21 protein-coding genes are annotated in these 16,880 nt (G+C 38.3%); 11 read left to right on the top strand and 10 right to left on the bottom strand.

The features are described from left to right. Positions 1-37: 37 nt before the first annotated feature. Complete coding sequence (locus tag CFK37_RS12250) at positions 38-1,015, top strand: protein kinase family protein (protein WP_089062124.1); 978 nt, start codon at positions 38-40, stop codon at positions 1,013-1,015. A gap of 48 nt (positions 1,016-1,063) precedes the next feature. Here CFK37_RS12250 and CFK37_RS12255 read toward each other — a convergent pair whose 3' ends face one another. Continuing rightward, positions 1,064-1,288 carry a NifU family protein gene (locus tag CFK37_RS12255; protein WP_089062125.1) on the bottom strand — a complete coding sequence of 75 codons (225 nt, stop codon included), beginning with the start codon at positions 1,286-1,288 and terminating at the stop codon, positions 1,064-1,066. A 149-nt stretch (positions 1,289-1,437) separates the two neighbouring features. Between CFK37_RS12255 and CFK37_RS12260 the strand changes: the two genes are divergently transcribed. Both CFK37_RS12260 and CFK37_RS12265 read left to right on the top strand, forming a co-directional pair. Beyond that, positions 1,438-1,767 carry a YuzD family protein gene (locus CFK37_RS12260; RefSeq protein ID WP_089062126.1) on the top strand — a complete coding sequence of 110 codons (330 nt, stop codon included), beginning with the start codon at positions 1,438-1,440 and terminating at the stop codon, positions 1,765-1,767. Positions 1,768-1,829: 62 nt separating this feature from the next. Next, positions 1,830-2,186 carry a HesB/IscA family protein gene (locus CFK37_RS12265; RefSeq protein WP_089062127.1) on the top strand — a complete coding sequence of 119 codons (357 nt, stop codon included), beginning with the start codon at positions 1,830-1,832 and terminating at the stop codon, positions 2,184-2,186. A 362-nt stretch (positions 2,187-2,548) separates the two neighbouring features. Here CFK37_RS12265 and CFK37_RS12270 read toward each other — a convergent pair whose 3' ends face one another. Then, on the bottom strand, positions 2,549-3,532 hold the full coding sequence (locus CFK37_RS12270) for an NAD(P)/FAD-dependent oxidoreductase (protein WP_089063646.1): 984 nt from the start codon (positions 3,530-3,532) through the stop codon (positions 2,549-2,551). 316 nt (positions 3,533-3,848) lie between these two features. Between CFK37_RS12270 and CFK37_RS12275 the strand changes: the two genes are divergently transcribed. The 3 genes from CFK37_RS12275 to CFK37_RS12285 all read left to right on the top strand — a co-directional run bounded on the left by CFK37_RS12275 (position 3,849) and on the right by CFK37_RS12285 (position 6,467). After that, the gene (locus tag CFK37_RS12275) at positions 3,849-5,069 is read left to right on the top strand and encodes an NAD(P)/FAD-dependent oxidoreductase (RefSeq protein ID WP_089062128.1); all 1,221 of its coding nucleotides are present in this window, start codon (positions 3,849-3,851) and stop codon (positions 5,067-5,069) included. A 127-nt stretch (positions 5,070-5,196) separates the two neighbouring features. Further along, positions 5,197-5,493, top strand: a complete 297-nt coding sequence (locus CFK37_RS12280) for a YuiB family protein (protein WP_245837389.1) — start codon at positions 5,197-5,199, stop codon at positions 5,491-5,493. A gap of 284 nt (positions 5,494-5,777) precedes the next feature. Next, positions 5,778-6,467, top strand: coding sequence for a 3D domain-containing protein (locus tag CFK37_RS12285; RefSeq protein WP_089062129.1), 690 nt, complete (start codon positions 5,778-5,780; stop codon positions 6,465-6,467). 76 nt (positions 6,468-6,543) lie between these two features. On the opposite strand, the gene CFK37_RS12290 is transcribed toward CFK37_RS12285, so the two are convergent. The 3 genes from CFK37_RS12290 to deoD form a co-directional block, all read right to left on the bottom strand. Beyond that, the gene (locus CFK37_RS12290; protein WP_089062130.1) at positions 6,544-7,017 is read right to left on the bottom strand and encodes a divergent PAP2 family protein; all 474 of its coding nucleotides are present in this window, start codon (positions 7,015-7,017) and stop codon (positions 6,544-6,546) included. A 257-nt stretch (positions 7,018-7,274) separates the two neighbouring features. Next, a complete protein-coding gene (locus CFK37_RS12295; RefSeq protein WP_089062131.1) occupies positions 7,275-7,874 on the bottom strand; it encodes a biotin transporter BioY in 600 nt (199 codons plus the stop codon). A 117-nt stretch (positions 7,875-7,991) separates the two neighbouring features. After that, positions 7,992-8,699, bottom strand: a complete 708-nt coding sequence (gene deoD, locus CFK37_RS12300) for a purine-nucleoside phosphorylase (RefSeq protein WP_089062132.1) — start codon at positions 8,697-8,699, stop codon at positions 7,992-7,994. Positions 8,700-8,903: 204 nt separating this feature from the next. Between deoD and CFK37_RS12305 the strand changes: the two genes are divergently transcribed. From CFK37_RS12305 to CFK37_RS12315, 3 genes are all read left to right on the top strand, one after another. Further along, positions 8,904-9,167: a phosphocarrier protein HPr gene (locus CFK37_RS12305; RefSeq protein WP_089062133.1), complete on the top strand. Its 264-nt coding sequence runs from the start codon at positions 8,904-8,906 to the stop codon at positions 9,165-9,167. A gap of 119 nt (positions 9,168-9,286) precedes the next feature. Next, positions 9,287-9,781, top strand: a complete 495-nt coding sequence (locus tag CFK37_RS12310; RefSeq protein WP_089062134.1) for a cation:proton antiporter regulatory subunit — start codon at positions 9,287-9,289, stop codon at positions 9,779-9,781. Between the two features lie 61 nt (positions 9,782-9,842). After that, a complete protein-coding gene (locus tag CFK37_RS12315) occupies positions 9,843-10,961 on the top strand; it encodes a cation:proton antiporter (RefSeq protein ID WP_245837220.1) in 1,119 nt (372 codons plus the stop codon). Positions 10,962-11,006: 45 nt separating this feature from the next. On the opposite strand, the gene kapB is transcribed toward CFK37_RS12315, so the two are convergent. Next, positions 11,007-11,384: a kinase-associated lipoprotein KapB gene (gene kapB, locus CFK37_RS12320; RefSeq protein WP_089062135.1), complete on the bottom strand. Its 378-nt coding sequence runs from the start codon at positions 11,382-11,384 to the stop codon at positions 11,007-11,009. Between the two features lie 167 nt (positions 11,385-11,551). Here kapB and CFK37_RS12325 point away from each other — a divergent pair, with 167 nt between their 5' ends. Continuing rightward, positions 11,552-11,764 (top strand): hypothetical protein, encoded by a 213-nt coding sequence (locus CFK37_RS12325; protein ID WP_089062136.1) that lies wholly within the window; start codon positions 11,552-11,554, stop codon positions 11,762-11,764. 58 nt (positions 11,765-11,822) lie between these two features. On the opposite strand, the gene CFK37_RS12330 is transcribed toward CFK37_RS12325, so the two are convergent. From CFK37_RS12330 to yugI, 3 genes are all read right to left on the bottom strand, one after another. After that, a complete protein-coding gene (locus CFK37_RS12330) occupies positions 11,823-12,986 on the bottom strand; it encodes a MalY/PatB family protein (RefSeq protein ID WP_089062137.1) in 1,164 nt (387 codons plus the stop codon). 400 nt (positions 12,987-13,386) lie between these two features. Continuing rightward, a complete protein-coding gene (locus CFK37_RS12335; protein ID WP_089062138.1) occupies positions 13,387-14,733 on the bottom strand; it encodes a glucose-6-phosphate isomerase in 1,347 nt (448 codons plus the stop codon). 249 nt (positions 14,734-14,982) lie between these two features. After that, complete coding sequence (gene yugI, locus CFK37_RS12340) at positions 14,983-15,369, bottom strand: S1 domain-containing post-transcriptional regulator GSP13 (RefSeq protein WP_089062139.1); 387 nt, start codon at positions 15,367-15,369, stop codon at positions 14,983-14,985. A gap of 100 nt (positions 15,370-15,469) precedes the next feature. Here yugI and CFK37_RS12345 point away from each other — a divergent pair, with 100 nt between their 5' ends. After that, positions 15,470-15,877 (top strand): YugN family protein, encoded by a 408-nt coding sequence (locus CFK37_RS12345; protein ID WP_089062140.1) that lies wholly within the window; start codon positions 15,470-15,472, stop codon positions 15,875-15,877. Here CFK37_RS12345 and CFK37_RS12350 read toward each other — a convergent pair. Beyond that, positions 15,860-16,864: a potassium channel family protein gene (locus CFK37_RS12350; protein WP_089062141.1), complete on the bottom strand. Its 1,005-nt coding sequence runs from the start codon at positions 16,862-16,864 to the stop codon at positions 15,860-15,862. The two genes, CFK37_RS12345 and CFK37_RS12350, sit on opposite strands and share 18 nt — an antisense overlap. Positions 16,865-16,880: the final 16 nt, after the last annotated feature.

Consider the following 16,880-nt stretch of genomic DNA (forward strand, 5'->3'; position numbering starts at 1 on the left):
TCATACACTAATTGTAAATGTGTAAGGGGGGAAATATGTGAAAAATTTACTTATTACCTATTATGGGATCCAAACAGAAGGTACTTGTTTCCTTGATGGGGCGGAAGGTTTTATCGGAAACGAATATATTTATTTTATCATTCCTGCTGGGAACAAGGAAGCTATTCATACAGAACAGCTTGCATTATGCTATTACCTTTTTGAGAACAATGTAAACAAAATGGCTGTTCCGGTGCAAAATATAAATGGAGAATTTACCACTTTGTTTATGGGTGAAGAATATATTGTTGTTAAAATGCTTCCTGTAGATCGGGAATCGAACCGTTCGCATGGACAGGAACTTGCCCGTTTTCACCATATTGGGTCAGGTTATCCGTACGAACCACAGGATTTCTCAAGTTATGGCCAGTGGAAACAACTTTGGATTAACAAACTGACAGCATTTGAACAAAAGATAGATCAGGATGAGGCGTTATACCAATCACCTTACCATCGAAAACTCTCGGATTTGTTTCCCTATATTATTGGCATTAGTGAAAATGCCATTCAATATTTGCAGGAAGCTGAATATGATAACCGTTTCCATGAAAGTGACCAAGGGACCATTACCTACAAACGATACACCAACCAATGTAATCGTGATGTCATGTGGCACGGGAATTTTATGTTCGATCACCCAGTTCGGGATTTGGCTGAGCATATTCGCTATTGTATTTTGTATCAAGGTGAACAGGGAAAGGATAATGTAGTTGAATTCCTGCAGGATTATCAAAAAGAGCGATCATTATCTGTTTTCAGTTGGCGATTATTATACGCGCGGCTACTTTATCCAGTACATTTTTTCGATTTAATGGAAAAGGGTTTTGCTTCAGCCTCTTATGATTCATTATTATCAAGCCTCGTTGATCTGCAGCATAAACAACTACGCTATGAAAAGTTTATGGGGGAGTTTTTCGAAAGGTTTGATGTGGATCATAAGGAATGGAAGATCCCAGTGATTGATTGGCTGCAATAAAAAAGACAAACAATGCTGATTCGATTGTTTGTCTCGATCTATGTGGTATTAAAATACTTGTTCGATTTCTGTTATCCCGGGAACTTCAGCGATTAATGCACGTTCAATTCCAGCTTTTAAAGTGATGGTAGAACTAGGACAGTTCCCGCATGCACCCATGAGACGAAGAAGCACAATGCCATTCTCATCAACATCTATTAACTCCACATCTCCACCGTCACGTAGTAAAAATGGGCGTAATTTATTTAAGACTTCTTGCACTTGTTCTTGCATTATCCATCTTCTCCTTTCTAATACCATTATAAGGTGAATGGCGAAAAAAATCTATCGGTAATTTTCATCTTGTATTATTAGATGATTTTATTTTATCTTTAATCAAAGATTTTGTAAAATAAAAGTAACTATTATTGTGGAGGTTTACTATGGGGAATAAAAAAGTAGTTATCACTGTCTATGGGGCAGAACAAATATGTGCCAGCTGTGTAGGTGCGCCTGGATCAAAAGATACGTATGAGTGGCTTCAAGCTGCGATTGGGAGAAAATATGCAGACGGCGATCTTAATTATCATTATATAAATATTGATCAGCCGCAAACCGAAGAAAAGCATGCGACGATGGTTGAACGAATTTTTGAAGAGGATTTATTTTACCCAATTGTATTTGTGAACGATGAACTGGTCGCAGAGGGGATTCCGCGCCTAAAAACAATTTATCAGGCACTGGATAATCATAAAGTTCCTTTGTTATCCTAATAGCAATCAGTTGAATAGTGGTTCCACAGTTTGTATACTTAATGATAAAAGGAGGGCATGACATGGTTGTTACATTTACAGATAATGCAGTCGAACAAATCAGAACGATGATGCAGGATGAATCAGAAGATGTCCGTTTACGCTTTGGAATTAAAGGTGGCGGCTGTAGTGGCTTATCCTACTCATTAGGATTTGAATATGATATTAATGAAGAATTAGATATGGTAGACGAAATAAATGGAGTACCTGTTGTCATTTTCAAGCAGGATATTCCGATTATCGAAGGAACACAAATCGATTTTAAACAAAACATGATGGGCGGCGGGTTTTCCATCGATAATCCGAACGCTATCGTAAGCTGCGGCTGCGGATCATCCTTTAAAGCAAAGGATCGTGAAGGCGCTCCGGAAAAATGTTAATATCTTGTGCAGAAAAAAGCTGGAACGCTGTATATGTGGCGTTCAGGCTTTTTTTGTTATGGTGCAATGTTTGTTTCGTACCCAGTGGTTGTGGAATACAGTCTGATATGAGGTAATCCAATCCAGGACTCCCGGAATACGATCCTATGCGGAAATATGATCCACTTTATATTAAATACAATCACTTAATAACCGGATTCCCTGGCGTATCCTGTTTTAAAAGTTTATTTTTCAATTGTTTTAAACTGCGGGAATCTAAAAAATACAATCCGTCCGATGCTCCACGCAAAGGTCAGGCCAACTAATCAAACGTGGAAAGCCAAATAAACAGCCCGGGCGACAATTGTCGCTCGGGCTGGTCATTAAAACATACTTGTTGAATGTTTTGGCTGCAGACGTGCTTTTGGGTCGATATAGGATTTGGCATTGTTGATTGCTGTTGGTCCTTCACCGAATCCGGTCGCGATTAAATTAACTTTACCAGGGTATGTACAGATATCTCCTGCAGCATAAATACCTGGGATGTTTGTTTCCATTTTCGAATTAACGACAATACTGTTTCGTTCAATTTCCAGTCCCCAGTCTTTTATTGGTCCTAATGAGGAAACAAACCCATAGTTACACAATAAAGAATCGACATCCAATACAATTTCTTTATCGCCTTTTACTTCTTGTAGAATAAGTTGTTCAATTCGATCCTTACCTATAATATCTGCCGGGGCAAATGGTGTAACAACATTGACTGTTGACTCCATTAATTTTTCAACACTGTGTTCATGTGCTCTGAATTTCTCCCGGCGATGTACTAATGTAACGCTTTTAGCAATTGGCTCAAGCATTAGCGCCCAATCCACCGCGGAATCGCCACCGCCTAAAAGAACAACATTCTGATCCTTATAGTGGTTCATTTCTTTTACATGGTAATGAAGATTGATTCCTTCAAACTGGTCGCAGTCGCCAACGTTTAGACGGCGGGGTTGAAAGGCTCCATTTCCCGCTGTAATAATAATTGTTTTTGAATAATGAACTTCTTTATCAGAAGTTAATTTAAACGTGTTGTCCTTTAACCGCTCCACTTTTTCAATTGCTTGTTCCAATACGATTGTAGGATCAAACATATTTGCCTGTTCCTCCAGGTTATCAACTAGTTCCTGAGCACGAACCTTTGGAAAACCAGCGATATCATATATATCTTTCTCTGGATATAGGGCGGTAAGTTGCCCTCCAGTATGTGGTAGACTTTCAATAATCTTGACGCTTGCTTGTCTCATCCCGCCGTAAAAAGCGGTAAATAGTCCGACTGGGCCCGCACCAATTATTGTTACATCGTAAAGTTTATCTGACATGGTAAATTCCCCATTTTCAACTAATTCATTTTCTCCATCATGCATATAATATCACAAACGGTTATGCTTTGTGTATTTTGCTACGTAATCAAGCTATCATAACCGATAAAATTACGAAAACATACAATTTTATAACATAAAATTAATGGTTGAAAGTAGGGGGTAAAAGAGCTAAGATGGTTTTTAGAGTAATATTACGATTGTGTTACAAATTCATAGTGGATTCAGCCCTTTTTTTATGCATTAATACGTGAAAAAGGTCACATACGTAATCAAATAGAAATAGAAATTATTTAAAATGGAAGTGATGAGAGAGATGAACAAGCCAAGTATTGTTGTATTAGGTGCAGGCTATGGCGGGATGGTCACAACTGTAAAATTACAGAAATCCCTGGGGATCAACGAGGCAGATATTACATTGGTGAACAAACATGACTATCATTACCAAACGACATGGCTGCATGAAAATGCTGCAGGCACATTGCATCATGATCGTACCCGAATTGCAATTAATGATGTTATCAAATTAAATAAAGTTAATTTTGTAAAAGACACTGTTATTTCTATAAATCCAAAAGAGAATAAAGTCAGATTAAAAAATGGTGAGCTCAGTTATGACTATTTAGTAATCGGGCTCGGTTTTGAGGCTGCGACATTTGGTATTCCAGGACTTGATGAACATGCATTTACAATCGGCAGTATTAACCGTGCACGTTTGATAAGAGAGCATATTGAATACAATTTTGCCATGTATAATAATGAAAATGAACCTAATGATGCTCGTCTGACAATCGTCGTTGGAGGCGGTGGATTCACAGGAATCGAGTTTGTTGGAGAATTGGCCAACCGGGTTCCTGAGTTATGCAAAGAATACGATATTGACAAACATAAAGTACGTATAATAAATGTGGAGGGTGCTCCAACAGTATTGCCTGGGTTTGATCCGGATCTTGTGGAATACGCGATGAATTCTTTAGAAGCACGTGGCGTTGAATTTAAAACGGGCGCACTGTTAAAAGAATGTAAGGCAGATAGAATTATCATTGAAAAAGATGGAAAACCAGAAGAAATACCAACAATGACGACTGTCTGGGCCGCCGGAGTTCGTGCTAATTCAATCGTTGAGGCATCTGGATTCGAAACGAACCGTGGAAAAATTCAAGTGCGCGAAGATATGCGTGCGCCAGATTATGATAATGTTTTTGTAGTTGGTGATTGTGCACTTGTAATGAATGAAGAAAGCGGACGTCCGTTTCCGCCGACTGCCCAAATTGCAATCCAAATGGCGGAAACCGTTGCCCATAATGTGAAGTCTTTGGCCGCAGGAAGTGGAGAGGTAGAGCGGTTCGAACCAAAGATACTTGGGACAGTGGCTTCATTAGGACATGATGATGCCATTGGCGTTGTATTAAATAACCGTAAAGTGTTTGGTTTTATGGCCACTGTAATGAAAAAAGTCATTGATAACCGTTATTTGCTTAAATTAGGCGGTCCGGGGTTACTGGTTAAAAAGGGTAAGTTTAATATTTTTTACTAATATATTAAACTGAGCAAAGGCAAAGTTGATGCCTTTGCTTTTTTTACCATTTACTATAAAATATAAGATGAGATTAAGTTTGCACGGGGAGGATACATCAGTGATTCCATCAGTTATTCAAATAATTATGTCTGTCCTGTTATACTTGGTAATATTTTTTGGACTGGCATTTATACTCAATATGCTGCTTAGGAGAACGTGGCTTATGGCATGCATTTACCCATTTATTGTCTTAGCAATTGTCGATGATATTTCGACAGGATCCTATTTTACTGATTTTATTGGTTCATTTTCAATAGCATTTACCAATCTCATGGAAATTACTCCAATAGACATAATCATTTTAAGTTCTGGATTCATTGGTACGATTATTTCAGGAATTGTAATAAAGTTTTTACGGAAAAGCGGATATCAAATGTTTTAATTATTGCTGGAGGCTGTTAATGAACAGTCTCTTTTTTTTGTGTAAATTTTAAAAAGGGTTGTAATAATTTATTAAACAATTTACAAAAGTGTACACAAATGTATAATATTTTCGATATCTGGTAAAGATGAACTGGTAAATAGAAAACCTTTGAATGCAGACAGTTTGTTGATAGTTTTTATCTTTATCGAAAAAGGAAACAATAAAACCGCACTAATTATAAAAAGGTTATCATAGAAGACTGTTATTTATTCATGGGTTTCACTACTAAAGAGGTGTTATCAATGAAAACAGGGAAATTTTTACGAAGAAGTGCAATGGTTCTATTATTTTTCACCGCAATTTATGCAACCTTATCATCTATTTCCAATATGACATTTAAGGACCTTCATGTATGGGCAGAGCAAAAGTCACAAGAAATTTCTTCTCATGAGTTTCATTCTTTTAAACAAAGAGAGATAGCTTTAAAGGAAAAGACTTTGAATGTTGAAAAGGAACAGAAGAGGTATATTTCCAGTGAGCAAATTGAGGGGCCAAAAACAATAGAAGAGGCATTGAACTTGAAACAATATCCGACTTCAACAGTACTTGCTACCGGCTATACTGCGGGGATCGAATCGACTGGTAAAACACCTGATCACCCCATGTACGGTGTAACATTTTCTGGTGTACAGGTTACGCGGGATTTATATTCTACTATTGCTGCTGATTTAGATGTCTATCCAATAGGAACGATTATGTGGATTGATGGATATGGTTTTGGTGTGGTTGCTGATAAAGGCAGTGCGATTAATGGCCATCAGATCGATCTCTATTACCCGACTGTTAAAGATGTATATGATGAGTGGGGTAAAAAAGAAGTTGAGGTCTATATTGTAGAAATGGGTGACGGTTCATTAACCGAGAAAGAACTAACAGAACTAAATAATAATAAAGCATTGCAGGTATTCAGAGAACAAATTACAAAAAGTTAATAATAAAGCGGAAGCGCCACTCAGGAGCTTCCGTTTTTCTAGTGTTTTAGCCCAGTGCCAACCCCTAGGACATATATTAATATAAAAGATAAATTAAAAATGCGATACCAATTCCTGATGCGCCGCCGAAAAATACTTCAATTGGCTGATGGCCCAGGAGTTCTTTAAGTTCTTTCTGTTTTTCTAGTTCCTCTTTCTGGTTCCAGCCCTTTGCACCTTCGACAAAGTGATTAAAGTCTTTCGTTAGCTGATTCAAAATGACGGCCTGTTCACCGGCTTGCCTGCGAACCCCTGACGCATCAAACATAATAATGATGCTGAACACGCAAGCAACTGCAAAGGTTGTTGATGTCACGCCATCGACGATTCCAACACCAGTTGACAGTGCTGCTACTGCTGCGGAGTGACTGCTTGGCATGCCCCCAGTACTAAAAGCAAGGTTCGGTTTGAATTCTCGTGATACAAAATAATGTATCGGGATTTTAACGACCTGGGCAAAAACAATTGCTGCTAATGCCGCCCATAATGGAAAGTTTAAAAACAGTTCCATGAATGGATATCCATCCTTTCTATGCTCTTACATGTTGGAATATTTTTCACTAATACGGATAGTATATGCGCGCTGTTTGATATATGGGCAATTTTACCACACGAAATAATAAAATTCATTGGATTTACTGTTTTGTAATGAAAACTGAATTGTATTTCGTCTGCGGGTGTTGCATTCCACGGCTCGGAGAGTATTTCAACCAAATGGGGACGTATAAAAAAGATCATCCTAAGAAATAGAATGATCACAAAAAACAGCTATACTTTTATTCTTGCTGCCGTCCATCTTACTGGCACGCGTTTTGCTAATGCCACCATAAATACCGCGGCTAAACAGGCCATGGCAGTATCCTTGATCACAAACGGTATCATACTGATCCATGCCGCTGTGTAGGAAACATCAAGAGCTAACCAAGTGTTCATTGCAAGATACATATAGGATACACCAATTGTGTAGTTCAGCACCAATCCAATTAAAGAAGCTATCGTATAGATAGGAATGGAAGGTTTCTTACTTATCTCGGCAATCCAGCCAACAAAAAATGCGATAAAGATGAATGAAATAATAAAGCCGCCTGTTGGACTAATTATTGCCATCGGTCCTGCGTGTAAATTCGCAAAAACAGGAACACCTGCGATACCGACAAAAATATATGTAATCATGGAAATAGATGCTAGTTTTTTACCAAGCATCAGTCCCGCTAGTATTGCAAAAAATGTTTGTAATGATAGTGGAACTGACGCACCGCCAATTGGAACTGCAAGAATGGGAAACCACACTGCTATATTAGCGCCAATGGCCATTAAACATACAAACACTGCACCAAATGTTAAATCTATTGTTCGTAATTTACTCATCCACAATTCCACCCTTCCATACAATAATAATGGGGTAAAGGCTCAATGTCAACTATATAAAATGTTGGTTAACAATAAAAACCAGCAGATAATTAAATCTGCTGGTTTACATGAACATTATTTAATTGCTGTTTCTAATGCAACAACCATCATTTCATTAAAAGTTGTTTGACGTTCTTCAGATGATGTTTCTTCTCCAGTTAGTATATGATCAGAAACGGTGAGTACCGACAGAGCCTGTCGATTATATTTTGCCGCAAGTGTGTATAATGCAGAGGATTCCATCTCAATTGCTAATACTTTGTAGCTGGCAAGCAGTTCATTTAATTCTTTAGCGTTATCACGGTAAAATGTATCGCTTGTAAATACGTTGCCTGCCCGTAAATTCATTCCTTTTTCGATGCCGACATCATATGCCTTTTTCAGTAAATCAAAATCAGCCAATGGCGCATAGTCAATACCATTAAACACCATCCGGTTGATTTGTGAGTCAGTTGTTGCACCCTGGGCAAGGATTACGTCACGGACCTTCACATCCTTTTGAATGGCACCACATGTACCGACCCGAATCAACTTCTGTACATCATAGCTTTGAATTAATTCATTCACATAAATAGAGATAGACGGTACACCCATCCCAGTTCCCTGAACGGAAACACGTTCTCCTTTATATGTTCCAGTAAACCCATACATTCCGCGAACATCATTATATTGTGTCACATCTTCAAGAAACGTTTCTGCAATATATTTCGCTCTTAATGGGTCACCGGGTAATAGGATTTTGTCTGCTATATCACCTTTATTAGCACCGATATGTACACTCATTTTTGTTCCTCCTGTTACATGCTTTTCTTTATAAAGTAACGTTATCACAATGGTTGACGAAAAACAAATGAATTACGGTCCAAAGAGGTTTGTTGTTTTTGTTTCATTCATGCGAAAAATTGTATATAATAGAAGTGGTTTATTTTTTACATAATCCATGTAAATTTTAATAATCATATAGATATTAGGAAAGGATGAGATAAAGTGAAAGAACAAACTTTTACAATTACCGCGGACACTGGCGTACATGCCCGTCCAGCAACATTACTAGTGAACAAAGCAGGACAATTTGAATCAGAGGTTGAGGTTTCTTATAATGGAAAAACTGTAAACCTTAAATCAATTATGGGTGTTATGTCCTTGGGTGTTCCAAAGGGTGCAGAAATTAAGGTTACTGCAACAGGCGGCGATGAAGAGGAAGCGCTTAATGGTGTTGCTGAAGTAATTAAAGAACATTTAGGTGAATAAGTAAAGAAGCTAGAGCGAATGATAACTCTAGCTTTTTATTTTTTACTTGCCATTAGTTCTTGGCGACAAGCCAAGATTTTCAAAAAAAATATTTATTAGCTAAACACGAGGTGAATGATTTGAATATTTCCGTATCACAACTGCCAGGTATTGGTCAGAAAATTACCTTTAAAACCTCAGAGGACAGTATGCTGGTTATTATCGTACACCATACTGGTAAACGAGAACTGTATTTTTTTGAGGACGTTGACGGGGAAGAAGCGGATTTTGCAATGGATTTAACCCCGGAGGAAACCAGAGAACTTGCTGCACAGTTGCTCGGTGCGACCTATCAGCCTGCGGACATTGAAAAAATGCGGATGTTTAAACGACAAATTATTGTTGATTATATTAAGGTGAAAGAAAAGTCTGTACTTGTTAATAAGTCTATCGAAGAATCTGACGTTAGAAATAAAACCGGTGCAACAATTATTGGAATTGTCCATGGTGACGATGTAATCGCAATTCCTGAAACAGATACAACACTGCAACCTGGTGATGTATTGATGTCTATTGGCAAGGAAGACCAGATATCAGCATTATCAAAGCTCTGCCAGGGAGAGGAATTGGATTAATTGGCTAAGTGAATTTCCCACATTATTAGGTGCCGGTTTAGTTTTATTAGGAATTTTCGTTTTGGGCTTTGTTGCATTAAAGACAAAGTTTCCTAGTGTTATTCTTTATATTTTAATGGGAATAGTTTTAGCAGGGTTATTAAATCATAATTCCATTCTGCATTTCTCAAGTGAAGTCGCAATTGTTCTAATGTTTTTCCTGCTGGGTTTGGAATTTAGTACAAAAAGGCTGGGCGCGATTGCCAAGAAAATTTGGAGCTCGGGATTACTTGATGTGGGACTAAGTCTGGTCGTGACCATGTTTATTGCATTTGGATTTGGCATGGATTGGTTCAATGCATTCCTAATCGGTGGTATTACATACGCAACAAGTTCATCCATTACAGCGAAGTTGCTGGATGACAAAGGAAGAATGGCAAATGCGGAAACGGAATTTGTATTAGGTATACTTATTTTTGAAGATCTGATTGCGCCTGTTATTGTTGCCATATTGATTGCCCTTAGCTCGGGTGAATCCTTTACAGGAAATGATTTGCTGATATTGTTTGGCAAAATTGTTGGACTGGCTCTACTGGCAATTATTCTTGGCAAGACGGTATTTAAGCGGTTTGAAAGGTTTTTGCTCCGTATTGATGATGAAGACTTTAAATTTGCATTATTAGTTGGAATATCTATTTCGTTCGGTGGATTAGCCTTGTATCTGGGATTATCAGAGGTCCTTGGCGCATTCCTTGCTGGTGTCATGCTAGCCGAAATTGGGAAAATTGAGCGCGTAGAAAGTACCGTAACGCCAATTAAAAACCTGATGCTGCCAACGTTTTTTGTTTACTTTGGTACGACAATTGATATCGGATCAGGAATACCGATGCCATTGCTTCTTATAACCCTGCTCATCTGGTCTGTTGTTGCCAAGATACTTGTAGGCATGGTTGGCGGTAAGCTATATGGTCTCTCAAAACGGGTATCCTTACGAGCTGGTTTATCTATTTGTGCCAGAGGGGAATTTTCAGTGGTTATTGCCAGTGTGGCACTTGGTTCCATCAAAGTATTTGGTGGTATCTATATTATTTTCTCAGCGTTTATAGGCATGCTTCTGTTTAGTTATGCGAATAAAATCACCTATAAAATCTATGGTAAACCCGTAAAGAAAAAGAAAGACCTAAAGGTACCAGGATCATAAAGGGAAAAGCAGCGTTCATGCTATTTTGCATGAACGCTGCTTTTCTTAATAATACTTTCGCTCCAGTTCCACTAAGGCTTCAAGCGCTTTTTGATTGTATGCAGTATCTTTCTCAGATAGTTTGTCTTTCAGCACCCTGACAGCTTGTTTTAACGATACTTGGTATTCTGGCACTTCCTCATCAAATGGTTTAACAGCCGACTTGGCCACATTCATTTTTTCAGTAAAGGCTAATGCCTTTCGTTCATGAAAGAATATATCATCAATCTTACCCGGATTATGAAGATCTCCTTGCATGGGGTGCTTATGAACCGCCAATACCTTGATAAGGTATCGATTGCCGCGGTCTTCCATTACTTCTCCTATGTAAGTTCCTGAATTATAATTTGCGCGGACGACTTGTCCAATTTTTGCGTCTTGCATTATAAAAAACCTCCCCGTTTAAAATGTTGACTCTAAATCCATTTTACTTCATTCGGGTCGATAACAACAAACATCGCACTCCATTATGTCATCTTTATGAACTTGTTTTATTTGGGTTTAAGGAAAAGGGTAGATTTGGTATAATTATGTCGAAAGGCGTGAAGTCTATGATGGATTTTCTGTATTTTCCAGAGGACAAGACGGAATATATTCCAGCAGTAATAACCTTACTTATTTTTATGCTTGGTGCAGCTATTACGATGTATATTTTTTATAAATACTCCAAACGGGAAGAACAACGTATTAATGAAAAATATAATTTAAATGATGATAATAATGACAAAACAAACACGGAGGATCATGGCGATAAAGGTGAGTAATCCGTGAAAAAAACTATTAAACGTTGCCCATTAATATAGGCAACGTTTTTTAAGTTATCTATTTCACGGCATTAATGATCCGGTTCACACCTTCTTCAAGCGTCGCTTTTGGGCAAGCGATATTCATGCGCATAAATTGGCTTCCTTCCTCGCCGTATTCAATTCCCGCGTTCATCCCTACCCGGGCCTGTTCAATCATAAATTTTTTCAAGGATTTGTCATCTAGGCCTAAGGCGCTGCAATCTATCCACAATAGATACGTTCCTTCAGATTGGATCACCTTTAATTGTTTTGCGTGTTGGTCAAACATAGCAACAACGTAATCTCGATGTTCCTGTAATATGTTCCGTAATTCGTCAAGCCAATCGTCCCCATGATTATATGCAGTTTCAAGAGCTATGTTACCCATGGTATTTAACATGTGGTGACCTTGACTTTCCAATTGTTCCGTTAAGGTTGCTCGTTTTTTCTCATCCGCCATAACAATGTAGGAAGCCTGTAACCCAGCCAAATTAAATGTTTTTGAAGGTGACATAAAGGTAATTGTCTGCTGGTTGATTTCTTCTGATAATGTTGCAATTGGGATGTGCTTATTTCCCGGAAAAGTTAAGTCCCCATGTATTTCGTCGCTGATAATTAAAACATCATAGGCGACACATAAGTCTGCCATTTTCTTCAGTTCATCCCGTTGCCAAACTCTTCCGACCGGATTATGCGGGGAGCAAAGGACAAATGCTTTTACGCCGTTTTTTAATTTCTTTTCAAAGTCCTCGAAATCAATTTGATATGTGTTATCGCTGTATTTTAATGGGCTTTTCACAACTTCACGGTTATGTTTTTTTATTACATTATAGAATGGTGTGTATACTGGTGTTTGGATTAAGATTTTGTCACTTGGTTCAGTGAAAGCCTGAACTGCCATGTGCAGACTTGCTACAACACCAGGACTAAACGCAAGCCAATCAGTTTGAATCGACCAATTATGGCGTCGTTTCAACCAATTTGCGATAGAATCTTTCACATCATTATCAAGAATAGTATAGCCGAATATTCCGTGTTTCGACCGTTTTACCAGGGCATCAATGACCGGTTGGGGAGTTTGAAAATCCATGTCCGCAACCCACATTGGTAAAACATCATTTGATTGAAAAACATCCTGTAAGATATCCCATTTCACAGAGCGGGTATCTTTCCGATTATGTACATCAGTAAAATTTAGCATCTTAAAAAAACCTCCTTCTGTCATTTAATTAGTATATCGAATTATATTTACTTCAAGCAAGAAAGGCGTCTTTACCACAAAAAAAGCAAAGCGTTAAACGCCTTGCTCACAGGGGGAATACGAGAAAGTCTTACACTAGTAGTATTACCCTTTCTTTTATATAATAAACACATTTTGACAATTTTTATGAAAAACTGTTTCTAAAAGATCGTTGCTTTGCACAAAATCCATAAACTGCGAACTAACTAAAATCATGTTCGGCGTCCTGCGACCGCTGTCTGTGGAAAAACATTACGCTTTCCGTGGGCTCGCGCTGAGCCTCCCCGACAGCAAAGACCGCTATCTGCGGGAATAGTAGCAACAAACCATGCGAAAAGAGCTTTATGAAAAAAATAGAGTCCTATAACCGTTTTTCCAAATCTGTTTTTGCCTCTTCATATCCTGGCTTTCCTAATAACGCAAACATATTTTTCTTGTATGCCTCAACGCCGGGCTGATCAAAAGGATTCACCCCTAATAAATAACCACTGATTGCACAGGATTTTTCAAAGAAATAGACCATGTAACCAAATGTATAAGCATCAAGGGCAGGAAGTTCAATTACTAAATTAGGAACTCCACCATCGTTATGGGCAATCATTGTTCCCTGGAATGCTTTATCATTAATTTCGTGAAGGCCCTTTCCAGTTAAATAATTTAACCCGTCAAGATTTTGCTCGTCTTCTTGTAAGATAGTCTCCCTCTTGGATGAATTAACGTGTAATACGGTCTCAAATATATCCCTTCTGCCATCTTGGATGTATTGACCCAAAGAATGGAGGTCAGTTGTGAAGTTAGCTGAAGCCGGGAAAATTCCTTTTTGATCTTTCCCCTCACTTTCACCAAATAATTGTTTCCACCACTCAGCAACATAGTGCAGGTGGGGTTCGTAATTCACGAGCATTTCAATGGTTTTGCCTTTATTGTATAAACAATTTCGTACTGCTGCATATTGATATGCTGGATTCCGTTCCAATGAATCGACAGTTAAATCGTCTGCAGCTTTCTTAGCACCATCCATCATCTCATCAATGGATATTCCGCTTGCGGCAATTGGCAACAACCCAACAGCCGTTAAAACTGAATAACGTCCACCAACATCATCTGGGATAATGAAACTTTCGTAGCCCTCTTCTGTTGCAAGCTCCTTCAATGCGCCTTTTTCTTTATCTGTAGTTGCATAAATTCTTTTTCTAGCTTGGTCACTACCGTATTTCTCCTCTAAAAAATTACGGAAGATACGGAAAGCAATCGCCGGCTCTGTAGTCGTTCCGCTTTTCGAAATAATATTAATGGAAACATCTTTATCCTGCAGAACATCCAGTAGTTCCTGCATGTATGTTGAACTAAGATGATGTCCGACGAAAATAATTTGTGGCGCTTGCCGGTCATCCTTATTAATTAAATGGGAAAAAGAATGATTCAGCATTTCGATTGCCGCCCGGGCTCCTAGATAAGATCCGCCGATTCCAATTACTAATAAAACATCCGAATCAGCTTTTATTTTTTCAGCACTTGCTTTTACCCGATTAAATTCTTCCTGATCGAACGAGTTTGGTAAGTCAAGCCATCCTAAAAAATCATTGCCAGCCCCGGATTTTGTATGTAATGCATCATGTGCCGCTGAAATGGATTTATTCATTTGATCCAATTCATGTGGACGCAAGAACGGAAGTGCTCTTTTATATGAAAAATTAATGTGTGTCATGTTACGCCTCCTAGTATATCTATCTATTTCACTTTATCGAACTAATGTTGTGAAATCAAGAACAAGCATGCATATATTTTTCTGATGGGGAAAAAATAGTTAGAAAGCAAGAAAAGCGCAAGCACCCGTTTAGAAGCGGACATTTTTTATACATTCTTATCCTTTAAAAAAAGAGACACACCTGTTCGAAATGACACTTGCTTGAGGGGCAGTATCATTCGATGGGTGAGCCTCTTCCAGAAAAGGAAATTAGTTCTTGTATGTTTCTTCGCGGTCTTTGGATTGTTCAATCCATTCTTCAAGCTTATCTTTAAGCGTATTGAAACCAGCCGCGTTATCCTGTTGATTGCTTGCAGGTTGATTTCTAGGTGCTTTAGCTTGTTTTTTCGGTGCTTCTTCTGTTGCTCGAATAGATAATGATACTTTATTTTTATCAGAATCTACGTTTAATACTTTAACATTTACTTCATCACCAACAGTTAAATGTTCATTAATATCTTTCACATACCCGTGCGTAACTTCAGAGATATGAACCAATCCTTGCGTTTCATCGTCTAAAGCAACAAATGCACCATATGGTTGAATTCCAGTGACTTTTCCTTCTAAAACCTGACCAGTCTCAAACTTGTCTGTCATGCTGAACAACTCCTATACCTTTATTCGATTCTTTTAACACAATATAATATTTTAGCACAAGTTGTGGATTCAAGCAAAAAATTCAGAAAGGAAGATAGAAATGGTACCAATCGAGTCTGAAATTGAAAATACGATAACCTCGTTATATATTCTGGAGGAACTGTTAAAACCAGAGGGATTTACCATCGGATCCAGCTGGGATTATGATAGCGGATATTTTGACTATTTGCTTGATAACAAGGATACCTATTATTATTTGCGAATACCGTTTTATGCTGTGGCCGGATCTCTTGATTACCCAGGAGTTACTGTTCGCATGGACAAACCGTTCCTGCTTGCACATGAATATAAAAAGGGAAATGATGAGGATGCTGGCGTGGGAGCTATCCAAGGTGCCTTTGATCAATTTCAATCACCAAGCAACCCTGATGGGGATATGCCACCAGAGTATATTGATATGGGCAAAGATATGATCCGTAAGGTGGAGCAATTAATCGTTCCAAGCTGATATCGTGATAACGGTGTCACCGGAATTTAATAAAAAGTCTGGTGAAGGATTTAATATCCATTCATCCATTCGGATCACACCAAGAAGGAGTTGATGACCTGCAAGGAAATGATTTACCCCGCTAATAAAAGATTTTTCTTCCAAATCGGAAGGAAGTGTTTTCTTGATGACCTGCTGATTTTCCAGAAGATTTGTTATCAAGTCTATTGGGTCAGTTGTTCTAGTGAAATATAGTTCATGATACAATAAACTGCTTAGTAAATCATTTGGTCTGACGATGATGGTTGCACCCGCACGATATGCATTATCCATTTGTTTGTCAGAGAGGACTTCGGCAACCAATGGTATCTCTTTGTTATTTCCTCTAATAGCTACAGTCGTCAACACAGTATGGTAATCTGCGTGTTTTTCTTTTTTTGATGTATCGGAAGTGACCAGGACTGATTTAGCATCACTTATATTTGCCTTCTGCAGTATTTCATCTTCACTAGCATCGCCGTAGATGAAGTGAACGGGAATTTGCTGATAAGGCAGACGCGTGAGACTGTTATCGATAAGGACAATTTCAATAAGCTTATCCCTAGATCTGATCATATTAACAAGTTGCCGAGTTCGCTCATTCCAGCCTACAATGATAATATGATCATTTCCTTTGTAGGTAATCATCCCCTTTGATAAATTATTTTCGTGTTTAATTGTTTCGGCGGAGAAGGTTGTAATATAAAATGTTAGCAGTCCTCCGCCAGATAATATCAATAATATACCAATAGCCTTACCCGTGACAGTCAATGGCACATAATCGCCATAACCAACTGTAGCGCCTGTTACAAATGCCCACCATACCCCATCAAAAATGGTGGGAAATTCTTCTGGTTCAACAAAATGAATCACTGTACCGAATAAGGTCATAAGCAGAAATACAGAAATTAATAGGCGTAATATAATAGGAAGCCTGAAATAAATATGTTTAATAAATTCAACTCGCATGATGTCACCTTTGATT

It is taken from the genome of Virgibacillus phasianinus, assembly GCF_002216775.1.
Lineage (GTDB): Bacteria > Bacillota > Bacilli > Bacillales > Amphibacillaceae > Virgibacillus_F > Virgibacillus_F phasianinus.

Excerpts from the sequence above, each read along its gene's own strand:
- CFK37_RS12255 (WP_089062125.1), bottom strand. The coding sequence starts at position 1,288 with ATGCAAGAACAAGTGCAAGAAGTCTTAAATAAATTACGCCCATTTTTA.
- CFK37_RS12260 (WP_089062126.1), top strand. The coding sequence starts at position 1,438 with ATGGGGAATAAAAAAGTAGTTATCACTGTCTATGGGGCAGAACAAATA.
- CFK37_RS12265 (WP_089062127.1), top strand. The coding sequence starts at position 1,830 with ATGGTTGTTACATTTACAGATAATGCAGTCGAACAAATCAGAACGATG.
- CFK37_RS12270 (WP_089063646.1), bottom strand. The coding sequence starts at position 3,532 with ATGTCAGATAAACTTTACGATGTAACAATAATTGGTGCGGGCCCAGTC.
- CFK37_RS12275 (WP_089062128.1), top strand. The coding sequence starts at position 3,849 with ATGAACAAGCCAAGTATTGTTGTATTAGGTGCAGGCTATGGCGGGATG.
- CFK37_RS12280 (WP_245837389.1), top strand. The coding sequence starts at position 5,197 with ATGTCTGTCCTGTTATACTTGGTAATATTTTTTGGACTGGCATTTATA.
- CFK37_RS12285 (WP_089062129.1), top strand. The coding sequence starts at position 5,778 with ATGAAAACAGGGAAATTTTTACGAAGAAGTGCAATGGTTCTATTATTT.
- CFK37_RS12290 (WP_089062130.1), bottom strand. The coding sequence starts at position 7,017 with ATGGAACTGTTTTTAAACTTTCCATTATGGGCGGCATTAGCAGCAATT.
- CFK37_RS12295 (WP_089062131.1), bottom strand. The coding sequence starts at position 7,874 with ATGAGTAAATTACGAACAATAGATTTAACATTTGGTGCAGTGTTTGTA.
- deoD (WP_089062132.1), bottom strand. The coding sequence starts at position 8,699 with ATGAGTGTACATATCGGTGCTAATAAAGGTGATATAGCAGACAAAATC.
- kapB (WP_089062135.1), bottom strand. The coding sequence starts at position 11,384 with ATGCAAGACGCAAAAATTGGACAAGTCGTCCGCGCAAATTATAATTCA.
- CFK37_RS12325 (WP_089062136.1), top strand. The coding sequence starts at position 11,552 with ATGATGGATTTTCTGTATTTTCCAGAGGACAAGACGGAATATATTCCA.
- CFK37_RS12330 (WP_089062137.1), bottom strand. The coding sequence starts at position 12,986 with ATGCTAAATTTTACTGATGTACATAATCGGAAAGATACCCGCTCTGTG.
- CFK37_RS12335 (WP_089062138.1), bottom strand. The coding sequence starts at position 14,733 with ATGACACACATTAATTTTTCATATAAAAGAGCACTTCCGTTCTTGCGT.
- yugI (WP_089062139.1), bottom strand. The coding sequence starts at position 15,369 with ATGACAGACAAGTTTGAGACTGGTCAGGTTTTAGAAGGAAAAGTCACT.
- CFK37_RS12345 (WP_089062140.1), top strand. The coding sequence starts at position 15,470 with ATGGTACCAATCGAGTCTGAAATTGAAAATACGATAACCTCGTTATAT.
- CFK37_RS12350 (WP_089062141.1), bottom strand. The coding sequence starts at position 16,864 with ATGCGAGTTGAATTTATTAAACATATTTATTTCAGGCTTCCTATTATA.